The organism is Francisella sp. SYW-2, from assembly GCF_008711475.1.
Lineage (GTDB): Bacteria > Pseudomonadota > Gammaproteobacteria > Francisellales > Francisellaceae > Francisella > Francisella salimarina.
The window spans coordinates 95,569-118,545 of sequence record NZ_VXKO01000004.1 but is presented as its reverse complement, the minus strand read 5'-3'; the positions used below and the strand labels follow the sequence as shown (position 1 = coordinate 118,545).

Below are 22,977 nucleotides of genomic sequence, written 5' to 3'. Positions count from 1 at the left end.
CATTACCTAATGATTCTTCTAAACCTAAAAAGAAAAAATCCATAACTACTAAAAATATAAATATCTACGATATCTATATTTTACAAAAGTTCATAAGTTTAATGAAAGATTAAATCAACAGTCTTTCATAGGTAATACTACTGATTTATTATCTACAATAGTATCAATAACTTTATAATCAATTTTTGCGATAGTTTCTTTAAACCCACATAGAAAATCAAAATATATTTCATGATCAACATTAAGATAATTTCGACCATTCGCAAAAACATCGAATCTCTCAGCAAATACTTCTGATATTTTATCGATTGTTAAATTACTATCACATATTAAATATTCTCTGTTCCAGTCAAGTAATTTATGAACTAAATCTTTCATTGAAATTTATAAATGTATTTTTACATATCTCTAGTATAACACCAGCAATCAACTAGATGATCATTAACTAAGCCAGTTGCTTGCATATAAGCATAAATAATAGTTGGTCCAACAAAACTCATCCCTCTTTTTTTGAGATCTTTTGAGATTTTCTCACTGATAGACGTTGAGGTTGGAACTTCTTGATGAGATTTCCAGTGGTTTTTAATAGGTTTATTATTCACAAACGCCCATATATAATCACTAAAGCTACCAAACTCTTTTTGAATTTGAAGAAATACTTGAGCATTTTTTCTAACAGAATAGATTTTCAATTTATTACGGATAATATTTGGATTGTTTCGAAGAGCTTCAAGTTCAGAATCTGACATACTTGCAGCTTTAATAGGATCAAAATTATAAAAAGCATCACGATAACCTTGACGCTTTTTTAGAATAGTTTCCCAGTTAAGACCTGCTTGAGCTCCTTCTAATATCAAAAGCTCAAAAAGTTCCTTATCATTATACTTTGGTATGCCCCATTCATTATCATGATAGCTTGCATAAAGCTCTTGATTAGGTTTATTACCAAAGCAACGATTTTTATAAGCCATTTAAGATTATATAGAATTATTCAACTTTACCATGACACTGTTTATATTTTTTACCTGAACCGCAAGGACATGGATCATTTCTTTTTATTTTTGGACCCTCTCTCTTAACTTGCTGAACTTTTGGTGCTTCTTCTTGCTCTTGCTCATCCTCTGATTGGTTATTATCAATAACACTTTCATGCTCAGCTTTGATTTCACTCATAGACTCTTTCCATTCTTCTTGAGCTCTTTGAGTTTCCTCTTCTGTAGCAATTCTTATCTTAGCAAGTGAAGATATAACCTCATACTTAAAGTTATCTAGCATAGTTGAAAACAACTCGAAAGCTTCTTTCTTATACTCATTTTTTGGATCTTTTTGAGCATAACCACGTAAATTTATACTATTGCGTAGATGATCTATTGAGCTTAAATGCTCACGCCAATGACTATCTAATGACTGCAATAATGAGAACTTCTCAAACTGCCTAACTGCTCCAACCTCTAAATCTTTAGTTTTCTCAGCAAACTCAAACTCTATAGCCTCTCTTACAAGCTTCTTAAGATCTTCTTCTCCTAAACTATCATCTTCCTGATAAGACTTTTGTAAGTCAAGCTCTATCAGAAAGTCAGACTTAAGTGCTTTTTCTAGACCCTCAAGATCCCACAATTCATGCATAGAGCCAGCAGGCACATAATCATGAAATAACTGTTCCGCTACGTCTATACGAATATCAGCAAGAATTTCACTAACATCATCAGAATCTAAAAATGCTTGTCTCTGCTCATAAATAACTTTACGCTGAGTGTTTACAACATTATCATACTCTAGTAAGTTTTTACGGATATCGAAATGATAACTTTCGACTTTACCTTGAGCTTTTGATATAACTTTTGACATAAAACCAAAAGCTAACGATTCACCACCTTTAAGACCTTTCTTAACTCTTTCTGCCATACTTTGAGATGCAAAAATCCTCAAAAGATTATCATCCATTGATAGATAGAATTTACTCTCACCCGGATCACCTTGTCGAGCAGCACGACCTCTTAACTGATTATCGATCCTGCGTGAATCATGTCTTTCTGAACCAATAATACATAATCCACCAGCATTTTTGACAACTTCGTTACGCTTAATCCATTCTGCTCTAATTTTCTCAATATCCTCTACTGAAGGATCCTCAAGCTGTGCAATTTCAACTTCCAAATTACCACCTAAGATAATATCAGTACCACGACCGGCCATGTTTGTTGCAATAGTTACATTACCTGGATAACCTGCCATAGCAATTATGCTAGCTTCTCTCTCATGTTGCTTCGCATTTAATACATTGTGTCTAATTTTCTTTTTCTTCAACAAGGTTGATAAAACCTCAGATGCTTCAATAGAAGCAGTACCAACTAATACTGGCTGACCTTTGGATATCCTTTCTTTGATGTCAGTAACTATAGCATCAAACTTCTCTCTTACACTGCCATAGATTTCATCATGATGATCTTTCCTAATTAATGGTTTATTAGTAGGAATAATTATCACTTCTAATCCATAAATGGAGTGAAGCTCAAAAGCTTCGGTATCTGCTGTACCAGTCATACCCGCTATTTTATTATATAGCTTGAAGAAATTCTGGAATGTAATGGATGCCATTGTTTGGTTTTCAGCATTGATTTTAACACCTTCTTTAGCTTCTATTGCTTGGTGTAGGCCATCTGACCATCTACGACCTGGCATTGCTCTACCGGTACTTTCATCAATAATGACAATTTCTTGATCACGTACAATATAGTCAACATTCAGTTGGTATAATGAATTAGCTCTCAAACAAGCATTTAAATAATGCATTTTTGTAATATTATGAGGACTATACAAGTTATCATCTTCTTCAAGGATGCCCTCTTTTTTAAGCATACTTTCAATTTTTGCATAGCCTTTTTCTGTTAAATAAGCATTTTTAGACTTCTCATCAACATAAAAATCTTTCTGTTCTTGATCTTCTTCTAACTCTTCTTTTTCCTGCTTCTCTAAGTAAGGCACTAGTCTATTAAAAATATTATACATCTCAGAACTATCATCAGATGCCCCAGATATAATAAGTGGAGTTCTAGCTTCATCAATTAAAATTGAATCAACCTCATCTATAATTACATAGTTGCGACTTCTTTGGACTTGCTGCTCTTTATCATAAGCCATATTGTCTCTAAGATAGTCAAAACCAAACTCGTTGTTTGTCCCATATGTAATATCACATGCATAAGCTTCTTTACGTTGTTCTGGATTTAAGTCAGCTACGATTACACCTACTGATAAACCTAAAAATTCATAAATATCACTCATCAACTCAGCATCACGCTTTGCAAGGTAATCGTTGACTGTAATCACATGAACCCCATTACCAGTCAAGGCATTCAGATATGCTGGTAGTGTAGCAACCAGTGTTTTACCCTCACCAGTTCTCATCTCGGCAACCTTACCTTGATGAAGAACTATTCCTCCGATTAACTGTACATCATAATGACGCATATTTTTGGTTCGCTTACCTGCTTCTCTAACTGTAGCAAATGCTTCTGGAAGAAGACTCTCTAAAGTCTCTCCTTTTGCGACCCTTTCTTTATACTCTTGAGTTTTTGCTTTTAACTCTTGATCACTAAGTTTCTCAAACTTAGGCTCTAAACTAGTAATTTTCTGAACCGTTTTAGAAACTTTCTTAATAAACCTATCGTTGCGACTGCCTATAATTTTCTGAACTAAATTTAACATTATTAATTAACCAATTCTCTTATAGTTTTAAATAAAAATAATAACCTAAATGTACATTATATAGAGTTTATAAGAAATTTAAATTAAGATAGATACATTAATTGTACGAATTGAATCATATAGTGTAATAATGAGATATTTTAAGCTAAAACTACTAGTGCTAATAATATTTAGTTTAACCGCGTGTAGTTATTCCAGAAATACTCAAGAAAAATATGATATTACCAAAAACACACCTCAGACACATAAAAATATTACTAAACAACCTATGGTTAGAAATATAAATATTGAACCAGTTCCAGAGTGGTTTCTAACTAGTCGATCCAATACTGATGAAACTTTATATGGTTTCGGCTCAGGTAAAACCTTAGATCAAGCCACTCATAACGCTTTAGCAGATATGATTCAAAGACTACAGGTGACTGTATCTTCAACAACTAGTTTCAGCAGTATTTCTGACAATAATAAAATATCTCAAAAACTTATCAAAGAAGTTACAACCTCTACAGCAGATATTACAATTCCAAACTATAAAATAATAAATCAGTCTCAAACAAATCAAGAATTCTATATAGAAACTCAAATAGACAAATCTCAAACCATAGAAGATTTAAGTAAATTAATTATTAGCAATATCAACCAAGCAAGTCAACTACTCTCCACTACATATAACAAAAGCTCTATTTATAGATTTAATATTACCCAACAAGTAGATAAAAATATCAAAATAATAAAATCTAGCCTAAGAGCACTAGTAGTCTTATCTCCTAGTATTGATATTAATGACTACATGGAAGCCCTAAATCATATAGATAATGGACTTTTAAATGTTAAGCGAACTGTACAAATATATATTGATAAACAAAATAGTGGCTTTTTTTATAGCTCTTTAGAAAAATATCTACAAGTAAATAACTACATAACCACAGATAATAAAAACTCTGCAAATATCAGTATATCTCTAAAATTAAAAGACTATGATAACCGATTGATTAACAATCGTTACTGTATCAATACAACTATTGAGCTACAAATAACTGATAATTTATCTAGCCAATTAGCTCCTAAGCAATATGTAGTAAAGTCTTGTTCAAGTAAAGGAAGAGAATCCGCTATAGACAATGCTATTGAAATATTCTATTCTCAACTAAGTAATGCTACCAAAATATACTAGATTATTATGAGCATAAAAATTATTCCAGAAAAAGTTGCTAATATAGATTCACACCGAACTAGAAAAAAAATTACTGACTCAACCTACGCCAATAAAACACTTATCGCTAGAGCATCCAATCTAAAGACTACTGTAGAAGTAGCTAATAAAGAACTACAGAAGCTAAATATACCTTATTTAAAAGATACTAGTTTAGTTTTTTATTCACCAGTTAAAATTATAGTTAAAAGTGATAAGGAAATACTAAAATCAAAAATAAAAGAACTTCATAGCCAGTTTATTACAAAATTAAACCAAACAACTATGTTTTCAAGAGTTGAGAAAATAGAACTTATTATAGAACAACCCACCAACTTTTATGCAAAAACAAACAATAAAAAGCTAATAAACAAAGTAGCTAAAAAAGCATTAGAAAAAATAAAACAGGAGATTGGTGAATCAGAAAATTAGATATACTGCTATTTTTCAGTAATGGTACCTAAAGCAACTTCCATCATGTTAGTGAAAGATTGCTCTCTTTGTTGAGCAGTAGTAGATTCACCTGTTATAAAGCTGTCAGATATAGTTACAACCGCAGATGCATTTTTACCCAACTCATTTGCTGTTGCAAATAAAGCAGCAGTCTCCATCTCAACTAAATCACAGCCATACTTTTTGATGATTTTTTTATAATCATCAGAATTTTTTCTATAAAAAACGTCAGTACAGTGTGCTTTTGCTTTTTTAAGCTCTATCTTTTGTCTTTTAGCTGACTCTTCAAGATCCTTATTAAGCTCTTCCGAAGACTTAACATCACGATCCTTATCACCAGTTACAATTTCAACAAAATCAGATTCACAGTAACTTTCTTCAACAAGTACTACATCATAGACTTTGAATTCTTCTTTATAAGAACCCGCTGAGCCAACCCTAATGATATTATCAACATCATAATACTTAAAAAGCTCATAAGCATAGATACCCATGCTAGGCATACCCATTCCAGAACCCATGACACTTACTTTTTTACCTTTGTAAGTACCAGTATAACCAAACATATTTCTAACAGCATTGACTCTTGTAACATTTTCTAAATAGTTATCTGCAATATATTTTGCTCTTAATGGATCACCAGGCATTATAACTGTTTTTGCAAATTCTTCTTTTCTTAATGTTTCTATATGAGGAGTAGGTAATGACATATCTGTTCCCTTTATCTTAATTTCACTCAGGATATATTAGCATAAATTATACAAAAATCTTAGTTTTATAGCTTTTAATATTATTAACTTTAATTAACACATTAACTTTAAAATTACTATTAATACATATTAGATTTTACTTGAATATTTTTAGAATTAAGAGTGATTTTAATTTAATATATATTTAGAGATCCTCTTTAGGGTTAGATTCATCAGATGTATCTGGAACACCCTCATCCGGAGCTGAAGGAGCTATAACCTTACCAACCTCGACATTTGGCTTGTAGCTATCTCCATACTCACCTGGTTCACGTACATCACGTCGTGCCATCAAATCATCTACCTGTAATGCATCTATAGTCTCATATTTCATAAGAGCATCTGCCATAGCGTGAAGGATATCAACATTATCTTCTAATAATTTCTTAGCCTTGTTATAGCTCTTATCAATCAACTTACGTACTTCTGTATCTACTTCACGAATAGTAGAATCTGACATTTTGACAGATTTACCACCACTTCCTCCAAATGGACCATCATCTTCAACATCATAAAGTATAGTTCCCATAGCATCTGATAAACCCCAACGAGCTACATAGTTACGAGCGATATCTGTAGCAACTTGAATATCATTAGATGCTCCTGTAGTAACATGATCATACCCAAATATAAGCTCTTCTGCGATTCTGCCACCAAAGATACTACATAAACGTCCATGTAAAATAAGTCTACTTTGGCTAACAGTATCACCCTCTGGCATATACATAGTTACACCAAGAGCTCTACCCCTAGGTATAATACTTACCTTATAAACAGGATCATGTTCAGGCATCAATTTACCAATAATAGCGTGACCAGCTTCATGATATGCAGTAAGCTTCTTCTCTTTCTCAGTCATAGCCATACTTCTTCTTTCTGAGCCCATCAAGATTTTATCTTTAGCCTTTTCGAAATCTGCCATACTAATTTTATCTTTAGACTCTCTTGCAGCAAATAGAGCTGCTTCATTTACAAGGTTAGCAAGCTCAGCACCAGAAAAACCTGGAGTCCCACGAGCTATCCAGTCAGCCCTAACATCATCGCCTAAAGCTACTTTTTTCATATGAACTTTAAGTATAGCTTCACGGCCTTTAACCGTAGGCAAACCTACATTTACTTGTCTATCAAATCTACCAGGTCTTAATAATGCCTTATCTAAAACATCTGGTCTATTAGTTGCAGCAATTACTATAACACCTTCATTATCAGCAAAACCATCCATTTCAACAAGCATTTGGTTTAGAGTCTGTTCGCGCTCATCATTACCGCCACCCATACCCGAGCCACGATGACGTCCTACAGCATCTATCTCATCAATAAATACCAAACAAGGCGCTTTTTTCTTAGCTTGGTCAAACATGTCGCGTACACGAGATGCACCGACACCAACAAACATCTCTACAAAGTCAGAACCTGAAATTGAGAAAAATGGTACTTTAGCCTCACCAGCTATAGCTCTTGCTAGAAGTGTCTTACCCGTTCCTGGAGGTCCTACCATTAAGACACCTTTTGGAATTTTACCACCAATTTTTTCATATTTTTTTGGCTCGCGTAAGAAATCAACAATCTCAGCTACTTCTTCTTTAGCCTCATCGACACCAGCTACATCTTCCAAAGTTACTTTGATTTCATCTTCGCCTAAAAGCTTAGCTTTACTCTTACCTACAGAGAAAGGCCCTCCCTTACTACCACCACCTGCTTTCATCATCATATAGATAAAGAAACCAAAGATTAGTAACATAGGTAACCAATTTAACAAGAATGCCAGAAATATATTTGGCTTCTCAGGTGCTTTTGCTTTAATAACAGCTTTGCTATCTTCTAGCTTATTAACCAAGCCTCCATCAAGTAGTGGAGCATAAGTTACAAAGCTTTCACCATCTTCTGTTTTACCAGTAATAGTTCTACCATCGACATCTACTAAACTAATTTTATTATCTTTTAACTTACTAACGAACGATGAATAATTAATACTTTTAGATGAACTATTCGTATCATTGATACCATTGAAAAGCAGTAGCATCCCACCAATGATTAAAATCCAAAAAATAATATTTTTGAGCATATTATTTTTATTATCATTATTTTGTGCCATATATTTATTTTACCTTTTTCTTCCCTATGAAGTTTTAATACTAAAATCCAACTAATACTATAGTAAAAAATTCAATTATTAGCTAGTCATTTTGCCAAATTAACATATTATTAATACAATAATTTTTTTAAGTATTTACCTGTATAAGATTTTTTACATTTGACAATGTCTTCTGGTATTCCCTCAAAAATTATCTGTCCGCCTTTACTTCCACCTTCAGGACCCAAATCCACTATCCAATCAGCCATCTTAATAACATCAAGATTATGCTCAATAATTACTACCGTATTACCTCTATCACGCAGATCCATAATTACTTTTAAAAGCTGATGAATATCATAAAAGTGTAGTCCTGTAGTAGGTTCATCTAAAATATATAAAGTTTTGCCTGTTGAGCGTTTTGAAAGCTCTTTAGCTAGTTTAACTCTTTGAGCCTCTCCACCAGATAAGGTAGTCGCGCTTTGGCCTAACTTAATATAAGACAATCCGACACTCATTAAAGCTTCTAATTTAGTCCTGATACTCGGAACAGCATCATAAAACCCTAGAGCATCCTCCACAGTCATCTCTAATACTTCGTATATGTTTTTCCCCTTGTACTGTACAGCTAGAGTTTCACGATTATAACGCTTTCCTTCACAAACATCACAAGCCACATATACATCAGCTAAGAAATGCATCTCAACTTTTATAACACCATCACCTTGACAAGCCTCACATCTACCTCCGCGAACATTGAAGCTAAATCTTCCTGGACTATACCCTCTAGACCTAGACTCCGCTGTAGCTGCAAACAGCTCTCTTATCGGTGTAAAGACACCTGTATATGTAGCTGGATTTGAACGAGGAGTACGTCCTATTGGCGACTGATCAATATCAATAACCTTATCAAAATGATTAAATCCTTTGTGTGATTTATATTCCATAGGTACAAGTGTACTTCTATTTAATAATCTTGATGCTAGAGGATATAATGTCCTATTAATCAAAGTTGATTTACCAGACCCTGATACACCGGTTACACAAGTCAAAACACCAACAGGAATTTTTAAGTTATCACCTTGTAAATTATTGCCAGTTGCTCCGTTTATTTCAATAAAACGATTCTTATAAGCTTTCAGCCTTTTATCTGGCACTTCTATTTTCTTGCGACCACTTAAATAATCAGCAGTCAAAGATTTTTTATTTTTGATAATAGTCTGGTAATTTCCTGATGCAACTACTTCACCACCATGAACACCAGCCTTTGGCCCCATATCAATAACATAATCAGCTTGCCTAATTGCATCTTCATCATGTTCAACAACGATAACCGTATTACCTAAATCTTTAAGATTATGCAATGCATCTAAAAGGCGTTGATTATCTCTCTGATGAAGACCAATAGAAGGTTCATCCAAGATATACATAACGCCAACCAATCCAGCACCAATCTGACTAGCTAAACGAATACGCTGTGCTTCACCACCCGAAAGAGTATCAGCCTGTCTTGAAAGACTTAAGTACTCCAAACCAACATTTGCTAAAAATTCAACTCTTAGCTTGATCTCTTTAAGTAAATTCTCTGCAATAACTTTTTGTTGCCCGACAAACTCTAATTCATCAAGCCATTTCAATAATTCATCTATAGACAAGGCACACACATCTGCTATATTTTTATCTGCTATAAATATGTTTCTAGCATATTCATTAATTCTAGCACCATTACAAGACTTACACTTAAGGTTACTCATAAGCTCATAGAGATCTTTTTTGACCATATCTGAGTCAGACTCATAGTATCTACGCTCAAAATGAGGTATGACTCCCTCAAATGATTTAACTCTAGTTTGTCTACCACCTCTAATTGAATCAACAGTCATCTTAATGGTTTCATCACCAGAACCGTACAAGATTATTTCTTGGACTTTCTTAGATAATTTCTCAAAAGGTTCATCTAATGAAAATTTATAATGCTCAGCCAAGGATTCTAATTGTGAATAGTAGTATTGATTTGTTTTATTCCACTTAACAATTGCTCCATGCTTAAGCGAAATTGCAGGGTCTATTATTACTTTCTTCTCATCAAAGAATTCTTTGACCCCCAGACCATCACAACTACTACAAGCCCCTAATGGACTATTAAATGAAAAGATTCTTGGAGATAGCTCTTTGAGAGCATAATCACACAACGGACAAGCATGCTTTGATGAGAATAAGATATCTTCAGCATTTTCGTTAGTCATATCTGCTAATTTGACGATACCATTACCAAGATCCAAAGCGGTCTCTATAGACTCTGCAATTCTTTGCTCATTGTCTTTCTTAGGCTTAAATCTATCAACTACAACATCTATATTATGTTTCTTATAGCGATCTAACTCTGGATAATCCTCATCTAGATTAAAAAAATCACCATTTATACGAACGCGGATATAACCCTGTGCTAATATTTTATCTAACAAAGTATGGTGAGTACCTTTCTTCTGAGAAATGATCGGAGCAAGTATCATTAACCGAGCTTTCTCATCAAACTCTAAAATTTTATCAACCATCTGGCTAACTGTCTGTGCTTTAAGCTCAATATGATGTACTGGACATTTAGCAGTTCCAGCCCTAGCAAAGAAGACTCTCAGATAGTCATATATTTCTGTAACGGTCCCAACTGTAGATCTTGGGTTGTGAGATGTCGTTTTCTGATCAATTGAGATAGCCGGCGAAAGGCCCTCTATATGCTCAACATCCGGCTTATCCATCATTGATAAAAACTGCCTAGCATAAGAAGACAATGATTCAACATAGCGTCTTTGGCCTTCTGCATATAGCGTATCAAATGCTAATGATGATTTACCAGAACCACTCAAACCTGTAATAACAGTAAGCTTGTCTCTAGGTATCTCAACATCAATATTTCTTAAGTTATGGGTTTTTGCACCCTTAATGATAATTTTTTTCATAAAGAATTTTAGAGAAATATCCGTTGAATTTTAGATTATTTGTATTCTACTTCTAAGATTTCGTAAGTGACTTTACCTTTAGGCGTATCCAAGGTAACTTCATCGCCTTCTTCTTTTTTAATTAAAGCGCGTGCCAAAGGTGCAATAACAGATATTTTATGATTATCTATATCTGCTTCATCCTCACCAACTATCTGATATGTAGTTTCTTCTTCCGTATCAATATTCATAATTGTAACTGTAGCTCCAAATATAACCATACCATTGGCTTGAAGCTTTGTTACATCAATAACTTGAGCATTAGATAGTTTTGATTCTATATCTTTAATTCTACCTTCTATAATACCTTGTCTCTCTCTAGCAGCATGATATTCAGCATTCTCTTTAAGATCTCCATGATCACGAGCTTCTGCTATAGCTTCAATAATCGCAGGTCTTTCAGTTTTTTTTAGTCTATTTAGCTCTGCTCTTAATGCCTCTTCTCCTACTGGAGTCATAGGTACTCTATCATTTGTCATTATTTATTCTCTCCTTTTAATAACACAAATCAAACTATTCACAAGTAAATGCCCCACCACCATCTCTCGTAGGACTATCAGTATAAACTACTCTACCGACCAAGTTAATAACTAATGCTGCTTGATAATTATTATTTCTATCACAATATGTAATATTACCGTTACCTGTAGCCATAAAACCGTTAGGCGCAATCCTAATAAAGCTAGGATTCCCCGCTAAATTAAGATAAATACGACCACTATTTCCCTGAGGAAGGTTTGCTATTATCTCATCAGTATTACCATCATATATTTCTGTACCATCAGTACTTTCAAAAGCAACGAGAGGATCGTCACCCCACAATCTTGAATTAGAGCAAGACAAACTATTTCTATCCAATTTACCTGATTCATCAAAACTATCTGGAGTAGCTGCACAAATTATAACAGTCCTGCCATCAGAGCGGGCCCTAATAACACTATACTCAATAAACTTTTGTAAATTAGTCAATCTAGTCTCAGCAAATGTTTTAAAAAAAAAGGTAAAAGAACTAATTGCTGCCATCATCAATATAGTCATAATGACAATAACAACCATTGTCTCAACTAAAGAAAAGCCTTTTTTCTTACTAACAAACATTATTTATTTTTTACCTTTGCTATAAGCCATTTAGTTGACTCATCAAGATTCTGATACTCATCAGAAGAATCATCGCTCATTGCCTTTAAAATATTTTTACCAAGTTTTTTACCAAGTTCAACACCCCACTGATCGTAACTATTCACATCCCACAGTGCTCCTTGAACAAATATCTTGTGCTCGTATAAAGCAACAAGAGCCCCAAGAGTATATGGGCTAAGCTCATCAAGTATAATAGTAGTACTTGGCCTATTCCCTGGAATTACTTTGTGAGGAGCTATTTTTTTTGCCTGCTGTTCACTTAGACCAGAATTTAAGAGCTCATTATAAACCATATCGTAAGATTGTCCAAACATTAGTGCTTGTGACTGAGCAAAACAATTAGCTAGTAAAGCCTGTTGATGATTATCATATCTATGATGGCTTGTAGCCACAGCTATAAAATCAACAGGAATAAAAACATTACCTTGGTGTAACAGTTGATGAAAAGCATGTTGCCCATTTGTACCGACACCACCCCATAACACCACGCCAGTCTGATAATTAACCGTTTCTCCAGCAAGATTCACAGATTTACCATTACTCTCCATATCAGCTTGTTGAAGATAGTCCACAAAATAACAGAGCCTTTCATCATAAGGAAGTAATGCTTGTGACTGACTAGCATAAGCACATGAATAGTAACTGGCTAACAATCCCATAATTACAGGAATATTTTTATCAAAGCTTGTTTCTCTAAAGTGCTTATCTACAGAGTATGCACCAGCCAACAGCTTCTCAAAATTATCATAGCCAATTGCAAAAGCTATCGACATACCAATTGATGACCATAATGAATAGCGTCCACCAACCCAATCCCACATCTTGTAGCAGTGTTCAAGATCTATGCCAAATTCTTCTACTTTATCTAATTTACTAGATATAGCTACAAAGTGATTAGCTACAGCTTTTTCATCTTCATAATGATCCAGCAACCACTCTCTAGCAGATATAGAATTTAAAAGAGTCTCCTCTGTCGAAAATGATTTAGATGCCACAATAAACAAAGTAGTCTCAGGATCAACAACATGTAAAGCTTGTAATAATGAATCCGCATCAACATTTGAAACAAAATGAACTTTTAGACCTGTACAATGATATGGTTGCAGCGCTCTAACAACCATTTTTGGCCCTAAATCTGAACCTCCAATACCGATATTTACAATATCCGTAATTTTTTTACCCGAGAAGCCCTTCCACTCTCCTGATGTTACTTTTTCAACAAGAGCTTTTACACGTTGCTTCTCTTCATTGACTTCTTTGCGAATATCCTGTCCATCTATGACTAGTGGAGAATTAGATAAATCACGTAACGCAGTATGCAAAACAGATCTATTCTCTGTAGAGTTGATTTTTTCTCCCGTGAACATCTGCAAAATCTTATTTTTAAGGTTAGATTGATCAGCTGCTTCTAAAAAAGATTTTAATATAGCATCATTAACAAGATTTTTTGAATAATCAAAGTAAATACCTTCAAGCTTCAAAGATAATTTTTCAACTCTATGATCATCTACTGCGAACTCTTGTTTCAAGTTTACATTCTGTTGTTTTAGTCCCTTTCTAGAATTATTACAAAATGTCATTTAATCTATCCTTATATTTTGCATGCGATATAAATAATAAAATATCTCCATCTGAGTAAGATATTTCCACCCTATCTTCAACAGCATAGTTTCTTGCTCCTGTACCAGTATCTATACTCAAGGTCTCACCAGATAAGGGATACCTGAGACCATTATAGTATATATTTTCTGCATATCCAAAAGGCATAACTGAAAACATCTTACCAAGCACACCGCCTATACTATACTTCTTAGGTATAAAAAAATATCTAGAGTAAGTATCTATAAACTCAATATCTAATCTTCGCATATAGTTTTTAGCAATACTAATATTGCATAAAAAATGATCCATTTCTCCCTCTGATGCTCCAAAGACATAAACCTTTGAAGCACCCAAAGAGATAATATATTCTAAAGATTTTTCAAAATCTGTAGAGTACTGATCCTTATCAATAAGAAATAGCTCATCATCTAGAACAGCGAATGAATCAAAGTCACCTATAACTTTTTTAACTTTTGGACTTAAACAAGCAGATTCACTAATCTTTTTGTAAGCACCATCTGCACAAAATATATCGTAATTATTTAAAACATCTCTAATGTACTTTTCACAAAAAGACAAATTGATACTACCATTTAGAAACAGTATAACTTCAGACATCACTTTTATATCTACTAAAAAATAATAGTAAATTATAGCTTAATAGAGCGAAAATAAAGAGCTTTAAGATTGATAATTAGGTGGTTCTTTCGTAATTGTAACGTTATGTACATGAGATTCTTTAAACCCAGCACCTGTAATTTGAACAAAAGTTGGCTCTGTTCGCATAGTCTGAATATCCTTTGAACCAGTATACCCCATACTAGATCTTAATCCACCTATTAACTGATGTATAACTGCAGCAAGATGCCCCTTGTAAGGCACTCTACCTTCGACACCTTCTGGAACAAATTTTTTAGCATCAGTATTACCCTGGAAGTATCTATCAGAAGAGCCTTGTTCCATAGCTCCTAGAGATCCCATACCTCGATATGACTTATAAGAACGTCCTTGGAAAAGTTCCACCTCACCAGGAGACTCTTCAGTACCACCAAAAAGACCACCAATCATAACCACTGAAGCTCCAGCTACTATGGCCTTTGCTATATCTCCAGAGAACTTGATACCACCATCCGCAATAACTGGAACTCCTGTACCTTCTAAAGCTTCAGCAACATTTGATATCGCAGTAATCTGTGGCACACCAACACCAGCAACAATCCTTGTTGTACATATTGAACCTGGGCCTATACCCACTTTAACAGCATCAGCACCAGCTTTAACAAGATCCTTCGCAGCTTCTGCTGTAGCAATATTCCCACCTACAACCTCAATTTTTGGATAATTCTCTTTGACCCAATTAACCATATCAAGTACACCTTGAGAATGGCCATGAGCTGTATCAACAACAATTATATCAACGCCCTCTGCTGCTAATGCCGTGACACGTTCCTTAGTATCAGCCGCTGTGCCAACTGCAGCACCAACTCTTAAACGACCAAGCGAATCCTTACAAGCATTAGGCTTGTTTTGAGATCTTTCAATATCTTTTGTAGTTATCAAACCAACTAGTTCGCCTTGCTCATTTACTACAAGTAACTTTTCTATTTTGTGCTCATGAAGTTTTTTCTTGATTGCACCTTGAGAAGCATCCTCAGCTACTGTTACTAACTGATCTTTAGGTGTCATTATAGAACTCACTGGCTCATCTAAATCTTTTGCAAATCTAAAGTCACGCTTAGTTACAATACCTATAATCTTATTAGTATCATCAACGACTGGAAAACCAGAGAAATTATGTTCTTTTGCAAGCTGCATGACATCTTTGATTGAGCTCTCTTGTTTTATGGTAATTGGATCAATCACCATCCCATTCTCAAATCTCTTAACTTTTTTAACTTCTTGAGCTTGAGCCTGTATAGACATATTTTTGTGTATAATTCCAATCCCACCTTCTTGAGCTATAGCTATAGCAAGGCGTGACTCAGTAACAGTATCCATAGCTGCAGATACTAAAGGGATATTTAATTGAATATTCCTAGTAATATTTGTTTTCAAATCTACCTGATGTGGAAGTACGTTCGAATATCTAGGTGAAAGCAATACATCATCAAAAGTAATCGCTTGTTGAGTAATTCTTAGCATTTTTAATCTCCGTAATTAAAATCTAAAAGAGGTGATATTTAATTACAGAAGTATTCTACCATACTAGAAAAAATATACTAGAGAGAAATATATGTTATTTAGATTGCGACAATAGATAATGTATAAGTAATGGTACTGGTCTACCAGATGCTTTGCAATTTGCAAAATCTCCCATTGCCGATCCAGCGATATCAAGATGAGCCCACTCATAATCTTCTGTAAACTTTGATAAGAACAATCCTGCAACTATAGAGCCTGCTGATCTATCGCGACCACAATTATCCATATCAGCAACTTTACTTTCTAACTTTTTAAAGTATGGCTTATGCAAAGGCAGTCTCCATACTAAATCATTAGAGACATCGGCTGCTTGCTGAAGACTATTGGCAAGTTTATCGCTATTAGCAAACATTCCAGAAAATGCATCTCCTAAAGAGATAATCATAGCACCTGTCAGGGTTGCCATATTAATAACTGCTTTTGGATTATATTTACCAATATAAGTTAAAGTATCACAAAGCACTAGACGACCTTCTGCATCTGTATTACTTACCTCTACCGTTATACCTTTCATACTTTTAAGTACATCACCTGGTCTATATGATCTAGCATCTACAGCATTTTCTGCAAGCCCCATAACACCAACAACGTTAATAGGAAGGTTCAGCATTGCTAGAGCTTTCATTGTACCCATAACAGCAGCAGCTCCGCCCATATCCATTTTCATAGAATCCATTCCAGCAGCGGGCTTAATACAGATACCTCCATTATCAAACACTAAACCTTTACCAACAAGTACTATCGGAGCCTGATCTTCATCACCACCATTATATTCCATACATACAGTATAATTAGACATATCTGAGCCACGACCCACAGCTAATGCGCAGCCCATTCCAAGCTCTGCCATAGCATCCTGATCTAAATAGTTAAGATTAAATGTTTCATATTTAGATGTTAAATCTCTAGCTTCATTTAGCATATAATCTGTATTACAAATATTTGCTGGAAGATTCTGCAAATCCTTGGCATAATTCTGGCCACACGCAATTGCTGAACCAACCTTAGCAGACTCTTCCAAATCTTGATTTCCTGAATATACTAATTCGATTTGTTCTAATGAAAAATTCTCTTTTTTAGATTTTAATTGATCAAAAACATAGGTTTCAGAAATCAATGCTCTAATGGTGTCTAAAGTAAACTGCTTCTCATTATAATTTGCAAAGATATAATCTATATTTACAGAAACCTCTTTTATGTTTAATTTTTTAAGCTGTTCGGCTACCTTTGCAATAATTTTATCGTATTCTGAAGCTATAAAATCTTGTCTAAGCCCAAGACCTAGCAGAACTACAACTTTATCACCATGTAGTAAAGGAAGAACCTCACCAGACTCAGCTTTAAAAACTTTTTTATCTAGTAAAGACTTTGAATTTGGACATTTTGTTTCTTCAACAAGTTTCTTAAGGTTTTCTTGAGCAACAATCAACACTTCAGCGGACAAAGTCGACTGATTATTTACAACAATTTTCATTAGAGATCCTGTATTTTTTGTAACATATTTTCAAACATAATATCAAAAAACGACATTTATCGCATTAAATTTAAAAGCTAGTTATTCTTATTTACTGACTTTTGCTTATAAAAAATATAGAATTGCTACTAGCATAATTATTATATAAATATAGTGGCATACTTTGATTCTAGAAAAATATTACAACAAAGACATAGTTAATACATTCACATCTATTACTCTTTTTATAATATCTATTGTGTCTGCCAATTTACTTATTCGACTTTTTCAGCAGGCCTATTCACAGGGTCTTGGAATTGACTCTATAATAAAATTTGTAATATTAACAATACCTGGAAATGTAAGTCTTGTCGCTCCTATCGCAATATTTTTAGCTATTGTGATTTGCTTCGGTAAGTACTTTGCAAACAATGAAATGTTTGTAACGCTTGCCGGCGGTGTCACATGGATGCAAATTGTCAAAAACACTATGAAGCCTGTATATGCTTTAACCTTTATAACATTTTTGACAGTAATGTATATTAATCCGTTATCTAAACAGACGCAGGACATCTATCAAGCATCACTGACTGCAAAAGCACTACTATCATCAATAACAGATGACAAGATAATTAAAACTACTGATGGAAAAGTCATATATATAAAAAGTAAATCAGGGAACACGCTTAAAGACGTTTTCTTATATATGGGTACAGATAATAGTGATGAATATAAAGTTGTAACAGCCCCTATAGCAAAGGTTATAACAGATAAAGGTGCAGCATACGTAGACTTCCACGATGCTCATATTTATACAAAAGAACCTAAAACATACGAACACTCTTATGACACTGCTAAGAATGCCATATACACTATTTTTGACACTTCTGACCGTGATTACAATCACGATAAAGTTGATAGGCTATACATGCACACATTAATAGAAAATTTTTCTGATAGTGACAACGGAACAGTTTCACGTGGGGAACTTTTTGGTCGTATCAACAACTCTATTTCTGTAATTGTAGCATCATTGTTGGCTCTTGCTCTTTGTCGATTAAGACCAAGACAAAATAAATATGCTAAACTGCTGCCCTCTGTTGTTGTTCTGGCCGTATACTTATGTAGTAATATGTTTGTTAACACTCTTATGGTTGGTGGTAAATTACCAATCTGGATAGGCTGCTGGCTTCCACATATCTTTTTTATAATTTATGCTATTAGAACAATAAGAAAAGATAATGGATCATCTAAAAAGGAAAAGTAAATGTTTTTAAACCGTATTGATCGTTACATTTTTAAAACAGTATTTAGCAGCTTTCTTGTTGTAAGTTTGATCTTTTGTATCTTATTTTTTATTTTCACATATCTAGCACAGGTAAGTAATAATGATACAGGCGCAAGTAACATAGAGCTTATTATAGTAACTATATATCAGTTACCAGGAATCTTATACACATTACTTCCTGCTTGTGCTATGGTGGGAGCACTAATGGGGCTTAGCTTACTTGCAAACAACTCCGAAATAATAGTATTAAGATCTTTTGGTCGCTCTACTGCTCAAATTGCAAAAGGGGTAGTATTAGTCGGTATAATTGGCTCTATCATCACAATGGTTTTTGGTGGCTATATAGCTCCAGTATTACAAAAGCTCGCTGACTCAAACACCGTTGCATATAACACTCACGACTTGTGGCTCAAAACTTCTGACGGGTTTATGAATATCTCAAATATAGATCCTAATGGAGGAAAAGCATTCGGAATAAGAAAGTTTATAACCAGTGATAACCAAGTGCAACAAGTTAGATATGCAAAAAAAGCTGAATACGTAAATGATGCGACAGCAAATGTGTTTGATGTAAGTGTTGTAACATTCCCCAACAGCAATGCCAAACATATAAGTGTCAAAGAAAATGTTTATAAAGCTATCTGGTCTAATCCAATACCAATATCTGTAGCTAAAGTTATTACTATCAACGATAATGATTATCTAAACTTTACTCAGTTAACTAAATATATGCTTTCCAATAGTCAGGCAAAGGACTCTATATCACTAAAATTTTGGCAAGAAATTTTTCAGCCTATAGCTTTAATGGTATTAATACTACTTTCTGTGCCTTTAAGTATAGGGTCCACAAGATCATCAACCCTAATACTCAAGCTACTTTTAGGAGCATTTTTTGGATTCGCATTTTTTATTATTAACCAAATATTTGGCCCAATTGCGCTGATTCTGCACTTACCAACAATAATCGGTGCTGCAGGACCTACGGTTGTTGCGTTAATATTACTAATTTATCTATTTATAAAATCTAAAGAAACATAAAATAATATATGAGCATTAACAAATATTCCTTAAACAATGATTTAAATATATACATTAAAAAAGATTTGAGAGCTCCCGTCACTCTTGCACAGATTTGGTATAAAGTAGGTTCTACATACGAACCCACTAAACTAACTGGCATATCTCATATGCTTGAACACATGATGTTTAAAGGTACTAACAAATACTCCAAAGATGAGCTTAATAGTATAGTGGAGAATAATGGGGGTGTACAAAATGCATTCACAGGTTTTGATTATACTGCTTACTACCAATTTTGGCATAAAAAAAATCTAGAACTAAGCCTATCTATTGAGTCATCAAGAATGTCTAACTTACTCTTTGATGAAAATGAATTTACCCCTGAAAGAAAAGTTGTACTCGAAGAAAGAAACCTACGTGTAGATGACAAAGCATTTAGCTACGCCTTTGAACAATTTATGAGACTTGCATATCAAAATAATTCACGACACACTCCAATAATTGGTTGGCGTGAAGATATTGAAAATTACACTCTTAATGATCTAAAAAAGTGGTATCAACAAAATTACGCCCCAAATAACGCTAGTATTGTTCTTGTAGGTGATATTGATAAATCATCAGCTATACCTATGATAAAGGATTACTTCGGCGGTATTCCTAAATCTAAATTAATTAATATAGAAAAAGAGCCAAGCTTAATAAATATTGGCTATAGACACTCAAAAGTACAGAAATCACCAAATGATACAGATGCTGCGATATTAGGATACATAACACCCTCGCTAACAACTGATTATCATGATAATGATCCTTTTGCCTTAATGATCCTAAATAATATTATTGGTAGTGCTGATGCATCAGTATTACAACAAGAGCTTGTTAGAGATAAAAATCTATGTTGTCATATTGATAGCGAATACTCTCCCTTCATAAAAGGTGAGGATCTTTTTATGATTACAGCTATAGCAAACCACAACCAAAGCTTAGATGAAATCCAAAATGAAATAGAGAATTCAATTATAAAGCTAAAAAACAATGGTATAACCCAAGAGCAACTTGATAGAGCAAAAGTAACTATAAAAGCTGATAAAGTGTTTGCTATGGATTCTCTTGAAACTCAAGCAAATTTAATAGGTTCTCTTGCCAGTATAAATCTAGATGTTGACTACTATAAGTATCTTGAAAAACTTTATGATGTTTCAACTAGTGATGTTAACCGTGTACTAGACAGATATTTTGACAAATCAAACCTTACATCTCTTCACTTATTAAAGGATTAAAAATCATGATCCATAAATTTGATATAAATAATACAACAGTATATTTCCAAGAATCTCCAAGTTTACCAATGATTGATATACAGCTTAACTTTAGAGCTGGCTCCGCATTTGATGGAGAATTGAATGGTTTAGCTGATTTGGCAGTAGGAATGTTTGCTACAAAGACTAAGAAATCTAATGAGCAAGAACTTATAAATAAAATAACTGATAATGGAATATCTATACATTCAGAAACTACTAAAGAATTTTTTAATATAAAAATTCGCTTGTTAAATGATAATAACATTATTAGCAATACTATTAATATATTAGAAGAAGTTTTTACTATTCCAGACTTTGATCCTGATATATTAGAAAGAGAAAAAATTCAGACTCTTACTCATATTGACTATTTATATCAACAGCCCAATTACCTAGCATCACTTGAATTTTCAAAGCATATTTTTGCAAATAACCCTTATAGTAAGCCAACAATTGGCTACAAAGAAACTATCAAAAAAATATCTCAAAAAGATATTCAAGATTTCTTTGGTGAAAATATTTGTGCGAATAATGCTAATATATGTGTAGTTGGTGCTATAGATAAATCTCAGGCTGAAAGTATTTCTCAAAAAATAATTAGCCTTCTACCAAAAGGTAAAAAAAATACGCAAAAATTTGCTCAACAAAAAAACAATATCGAAATAGTTAAAAACAAATTTCCAAGTAAACAAACTGCAATACTAGTTGGTCATCAATTATTACTCGAAATTAACGATCCATTATACTTCCCTCTAAAACTAGGAAATGAGATACTTGGTGGCGGCGGTTTAAACTCTTTGCTTTTCAATAAAGTTCGTGAAGAGCTTGGATTGGTTTACAACATATCAAGCACAGCTAATATTAATCCTGATTATGGTAGCTTTGTAATATCTGCTCAAACAAGCAATCCAAATCTTGCCTTAGAAACCATAAATAGTGTCTATAGTAATTTCATCAACTCTACTATAGATGAACAAACTCTAACAAACTCTAAAAAGCATATTGAAGGCACACATTTACTCAGTAGTGTAAAAAATAGCTCTAAATTAAATATGCTATCTTCAATCGCAAATAAAAATCTGCCTTTAGATTTTTTTGATACTTATGTTGATCATATTAATAATGTTACTGCTAAAGAGATTCATAATGCTTACCAAGCGATACAAGAAAATAACATAATCACAGTAATGGTTGGAGATATCGAATAAGTGAAGACAAATACTATTCGTATAATATCTGGAAAATACAGGAATCGAAGGCTTAAGTTCCCTAATGTAAATGGCTTACGCCCAACCTCTGACCAACTTAAAGAAACTATCTTTAATTGGTTAGCTCCATATATACATGATAGCATTTGCATTGATGCTTTTGCTGGTAGTGGCAGCCTGGGTGTAGAAAGCATATCAAGAGGCGCTTCAAAAACCATATTCTATGAACTTAATTTTAAAGCTTTGCAGCAAATCAAAGAAAATATTAATACATTAGAAATAAAGAATTGTGAAATATATAAAACTGATAGCATAAAGGCCCTTGCAAATTTTGATCCTTGCAATTCTAGGCTAATTATATTTTTAGACCCTCCATTCAATAAAAACATTACTCCAAAAGCTCTAGAGTCAATATTAAAAAACCAAAATATTCCTAATGAAACATTGATTTATGTAGAAACTGAAAAAACAGCTACATATAAACTTGATGGCTTTGATATATTAAAAGAAAAAACCACAAGTACTCTATCCGCCAAACTTCTATGTAAAAAATAAGTCTTTATATATTTAGACTTTTAAATAGCTCAATTA

At 33.5% G+C, this 22,977-nt stretch carries 19 protein-coding genes; 7 read left to right on the top strand and 12 right to left on the bottom strand.

Annotated features, from left to right (window positions below; translation table 11 throughout):
- Window positions 1-114: 114 nt before the first annotated feature.
- From F3D57_RS02770 to secA, 3 genes are read right to left on the bottom strand one after another with little or no spacing between them, the layout of a single operon-like run.
- Window positions 115-378: a hypothetical protein gene (locus F3D57_RS02770; RefSeq protein WP_150465114.1), complete on the bottom strand. Its 264-nt coding sequence runs from the start codon at window positions 376-378 to the stop codon at window positions 115-117.
- Between the two features lie 20 nt (window positions 379-398).
- On the bottom strand, window positions 399-971 hold the full coding sequence (locus F3D57_RS02765; protein WP_150465113.1) for a DNA-3-methyladenine glycosylase I: 573 nt from the start codon (window positions 969-971) through the stop codon (window positions 399-401).
- 16 nt (window positions 972-987) lie between these two features.
- The gene (gene secA / locus F3D57_RS02760) at window positions 988-3,708 is read right to left on the bottom strand and encodes a preprotein translocase subunit SecA (RefSeq protein WP_150465112.1); all 2,721 of its coding nucleotides are present in this window, start codon (window positions 3,706-3,708) and stop codon (window positions 988-990) included.
- Between the two features lie 130 nt (window positions 3,709-3,838).
- Between secA and F3D57_RS02755 the strand changes: the two genes are divergently transcribed.
- Both F3D57_RS02755 and F3D57_RS02750 read left to right on the top strand, forming a co-directional pair.
- Complete coding sequence (locus F3D57_RS02755) at window positions 3,839-4,882, top strand: LPP20 family lipoprotein (RefSeq protein ID WP_150465111.1); 1,044 nt, start codon at window positions 3,839-3,841, stop codon at window positions 4,880-4,882.
- Between the two features lie 6 nt (window positions 4,883-4,888).
- Window positions 4,889-5,332, top strand: coding sequence for a hypothetical protein (locus F3D57_RS02750; RefSeq protein ID WP_150465110.1), 444 nt, complete (start codon window positions 4,889-4,891; stop codon window positions 5,330-5,332).
- A gap of 8 nt (window positions 5,333-5,340) precedes the next feature.
- On the opposite strand, the gene deoD is transcribed toward F3D57_RS02750, so the two are convergent.
- The 9 genes from deoD to F3D57_RS02705 all read right to left on the bottom strand — a co-directional run bounded on the left by deoD (window position 5,341) and on the right by F3D57_RS02705 (window position 17,590).
- Entirely contained in the window at window positions 5,341-6,063 is a 723-nt protein-coding gene (gene deoD / locus F3D57_RS02745; RefSeq protein WP_149368057.1) for a purine-nucleoside phosphorylase, read from the bottom strand.
- Window positions 6,064-6,247: 184 nt separating this feature from the next.
- A complete protein-coding gene (gene ftsH / locus F3D57_RS02740; protein ID WP_191092334.1) occupies window positions 6,248-8,197 on the bottom strand; it encodes an ATP-dependent zinc metalloprotease FtsH in 1,950 nt (649 codons plus the stop codon).
- A 110-nt stretch (window positions 8,198-8,307) separates the two neighbouring features.
- The gene (gene uvrA, locus F3D57_RS02735) at window positions 8,308-11,133 is read right to left on the bottom strand and encodes an excinuclease ABC subunit UvrA (protein WP_150465109.1); all 2,826 of its coding nucleotides are present in this window, start codon (window positions 11,131-11,133) and stop codon (window positions 8,308-8,310) included.
- Between the two features lie 35 nt (window positions 11,134-11,168).
- Window positions 11,169-11,651, bottom strand: a complete 483-nt coding sequence (greA, locus tag F3D57_RS02730; protein ID WP_013923407.1) for a transcription elongation factor GreA — start codon at window positions 11,649-11,651, stop codon at window positions 11,169-11,171.
- A 34-nt stretch (window positions 11,652-11,685) separates the two neighbouring features.
- Window positions 11,686-12,270 carry a type II secretion system protein gene (locus F3D57_RS02725; protein ID WP_150465108.1) on the bottom strand — a complete coding sequence of 195 codons (585 nt, stop codon included), beginning with the start codon at window positions 12,268-12,270 and terminating at the stop codon, window positions 11,686-11,688.
- A complete protein-coding gene (pgi, locus tag F3D57_RS02720; RefSeq protein WP_150465107.1) occupies window positions 12,270-13,892 on the bottom strand; it encodes a glucose-6-phosphate isomerase in 1,623 nt (540 codons plus the stop codon). The genes F3D57_RS02725 and pgi overlap by 1 nt, the downstream gene beginning before the upstream one ends.
- On the bottom strand, window positions 13,879-14,532 hold the full coding sequence (locus F3D57_RS02715; RefSeq protein WP_150465106.1) for a thiamine diphosphokinase: 654 nt from the start codon (window positions 14,530-14,532) through the stop codon (window positions 13,879-13,881). The genes pgi and F3D57_RS02715 overlap by 14 nt, the downstream gene beginning before the upstream one ends.
- Before the next feature lie 63 nt (window positions 14,533-14,595).
- On the bottom strand, window positions 14,596-16,056 hold the full coding sequence (guaB, locus tag F3D57_RS02710) for an IMP dehydrogenase (protein ID WP_146421148.1): 1,461 nt from the start codon (window positions 16,054-16,056) through the stop codon (window positions 14,596-14,598).
- A 94-nt stretch (window positions 16,057-16,150) separates the two neighbouring features.
- Complete coding sequence (locus tag F3D57_RS02705; RefSeq protein WP_150465105.1) at window positions 16,151-17,590, bottom strand: leucyl aminopeptidase; 1,440 nt, start codon at window positions 17,588-17,590, stop codon at window positions 16,151-16,153.
- Between the two features lie 163 nt (window positions 17,591-17,753).
- On the opposite strand from F3D57_RS02705, the gene lptF reads away from it, so the two are divergent.
- From lptF to rsmD, 5 genes are read left to right on the top strand one after another with little or no spacing between them, the layout of a single operon-like run.
- Window positions 17,754-18,836 carry an LPS export ABC transporter permease LptF gene (lptF, locus tag F3D57_RS02700; protein ID WP_041263800.1) on the top strand — a complete coding sequence of 361 codons (1,083 nt, stop codon included), beginning with the start codon at window positions 17,754-17,756 and terminating at the stop codon, window positions 18,834-18,836.
- Window positions 18,837-19,895 (top strand): LPS export ABC transporter permease LptG, encoded by a 1,059-nt coding sequence (lptG, locus tag F3D57_RS02695; protein WP_146421146.1) that lies wholly within the window; start codon window positions 18,837-18,839, stop codon window positions 19,893-19,895.
- A gap of 8 nt (window positions 19,896-19,903) precedes the next feature.
- Complete coding sequence (locus F3D57_RS02690) at window positions 19,904-21,157, top strand: M16 family metallopeptidase (protein ID WP_150465104.1); 1,254 nt, start codon at window positions 19,904-19,906, stop codon at window positions 21,155-21,157.
- Between the two features lie 5 nt (window positions 21,158-21,162).
- A complete protein-coding gene (locus tag F3D57_RS02685) occupies window positions 21,163-22,386 on the top strand; it encodes a M16 family metallopeptidase (RefSeq protein ID WP_150465103.1) in 1,224 nt (407 codons plus the stop codon).
- Complete coding sequence (gene rsmD / locus F3D57_RS02680; RefSeq protein WP_150465102.1) at window positions 22,387-22,941, top strand: 16S rRNA (guanine(966)-N(2))-methyltransferase RsmD; 555 nt, start codon at window positions 22,387-22,389, stop codon at window positions 22,939-22,941. It begins immediately after the preceding gene.
- Window positions 22,942-22,977: the final 36 nt, after the last annotated feature.

What these genes read in the sequence shown, in the direction of transcription:
- F3D57_RS02770 (WP_150465114.1), bottom strand. Translation starts at nt 378, where the DNA reads ATGAAAGATTTAGTTCATAAATTACTTGACTGGAACAGAGAATATTTA.
- F3D57_RS02765 (WP_150465113.1), bottom strand. Translation starts at nt 971, where the DNA reads ATGGCTTATAAAAATCGTTGCTTTGGTAATAAACCTAATCAAGAGCTT.
- secA (WP_150465112.1), bottom strand. Translation starts at nt 3,708, where the DNA reads ATGTTAAATTTAGTTCAGAAAATTATAGGCAGTCGCAACGATAGGTTT.
- F3D57_RS02755 (WP_150465111.1), top strand. Translation starts at nt 3,839, where the DNA reads ATGAGATATTTTAAGCTAAAACTACTAGTGCTAATAATATTTAGTTTA.
- F3D57_RS02750 (WP_150465110.1), top strand. Translation starts at nt 4,889, where the DNA reads ATGAGCATAAAAATTATTCCAGAAAAAGTTGCTAATATAGATTCACAC.
- deoD (WP_149368057.1), bottom strand. Translation starts at nt 6,063, where the DNA reads ATGTCATTACCTACTCCTCATATAGAAACATTAAGAAAAGAAGAATTT.
- ftsH (WP_191092334.1), bottom strand. Translation starts at nt 8,197, where the DNA reads ATGGCACAAAATAATGATAATAAAAATAATATGCTCAAAAATATTATT.
- uvrA (WP_150465109.1), bottom strand. Translation starts at nt 11,133, where the DNA reads ATGAAAAAAATTATCATTAAGGGTGCAAAAACCCATAACTTAAGAAAT.
- greA (WP_013923407.1), bottom strand. Translation starts at nt 11,651, where the DNA reads ATGACAAATGATAGAGTACCTATGACTCCAGTAGGAGAAGAGGCATTA.
- F3D57_RS02725 (WP_150465108.1), bottom strand. Translation starts at nt 12,270, where the DNA reads ATGTTTGTTAGTAAGAAAAAAGGCTTTTCTTTAGTTGAGACAATGGTT.
- pgi (WP_150465107.1), bottom strand. Translation starts at nt 13,892, where the DNA reads ATGACATTTTGTAATAATTCTAGAAAGGGACTAAAACAACAGAATGTA.
- F3D57_RS02715 (WP_150465106.1), bottom strand. Translation starts at nt 14,532, where the DNA reads ATGTCTGAAGTTATACTGTTTCTAAATGGTAGTATCAATTTGTCTTTT.
- guaB (WP_146421148.1), bottom strand. Translation starts at nt 16,056, where the DNA reads ATGCTAAGAATTACTCAACAAGCGATTACTTTTGATGATGTATTGCTT.
- F3D57_RS02705 (WP_150465105.1), bottom strand. Translation starts at nt 17,590, where the DNA reads ATGAAAATTGTTGTAAATAATCAGTCGACTTTGTCCGCTGAAGTGTTG.
- lptG (WP_146421146.1), top strand. Translation starts at nt 18,837, where the DNA reads ATGTTTTTAAACCGTATTGATCGTTACATTTTTAAAACAGTATTTAGC.
- F3D57_RS02690 (WP_150465104.1), top strand. Translation starts at nt 19,904, where the DNA reads ATGAGCATTAACAAATATTCCTTAAACAATGATTTAAATATATACATT.
- F3D57_RS02685 (WP_150465103.1), top strand. Translation starts at nt 21,163, where the DNA reads ATGATCCATAAATTTGATATAAATAATACAACAGTATATTTCCAAGAA.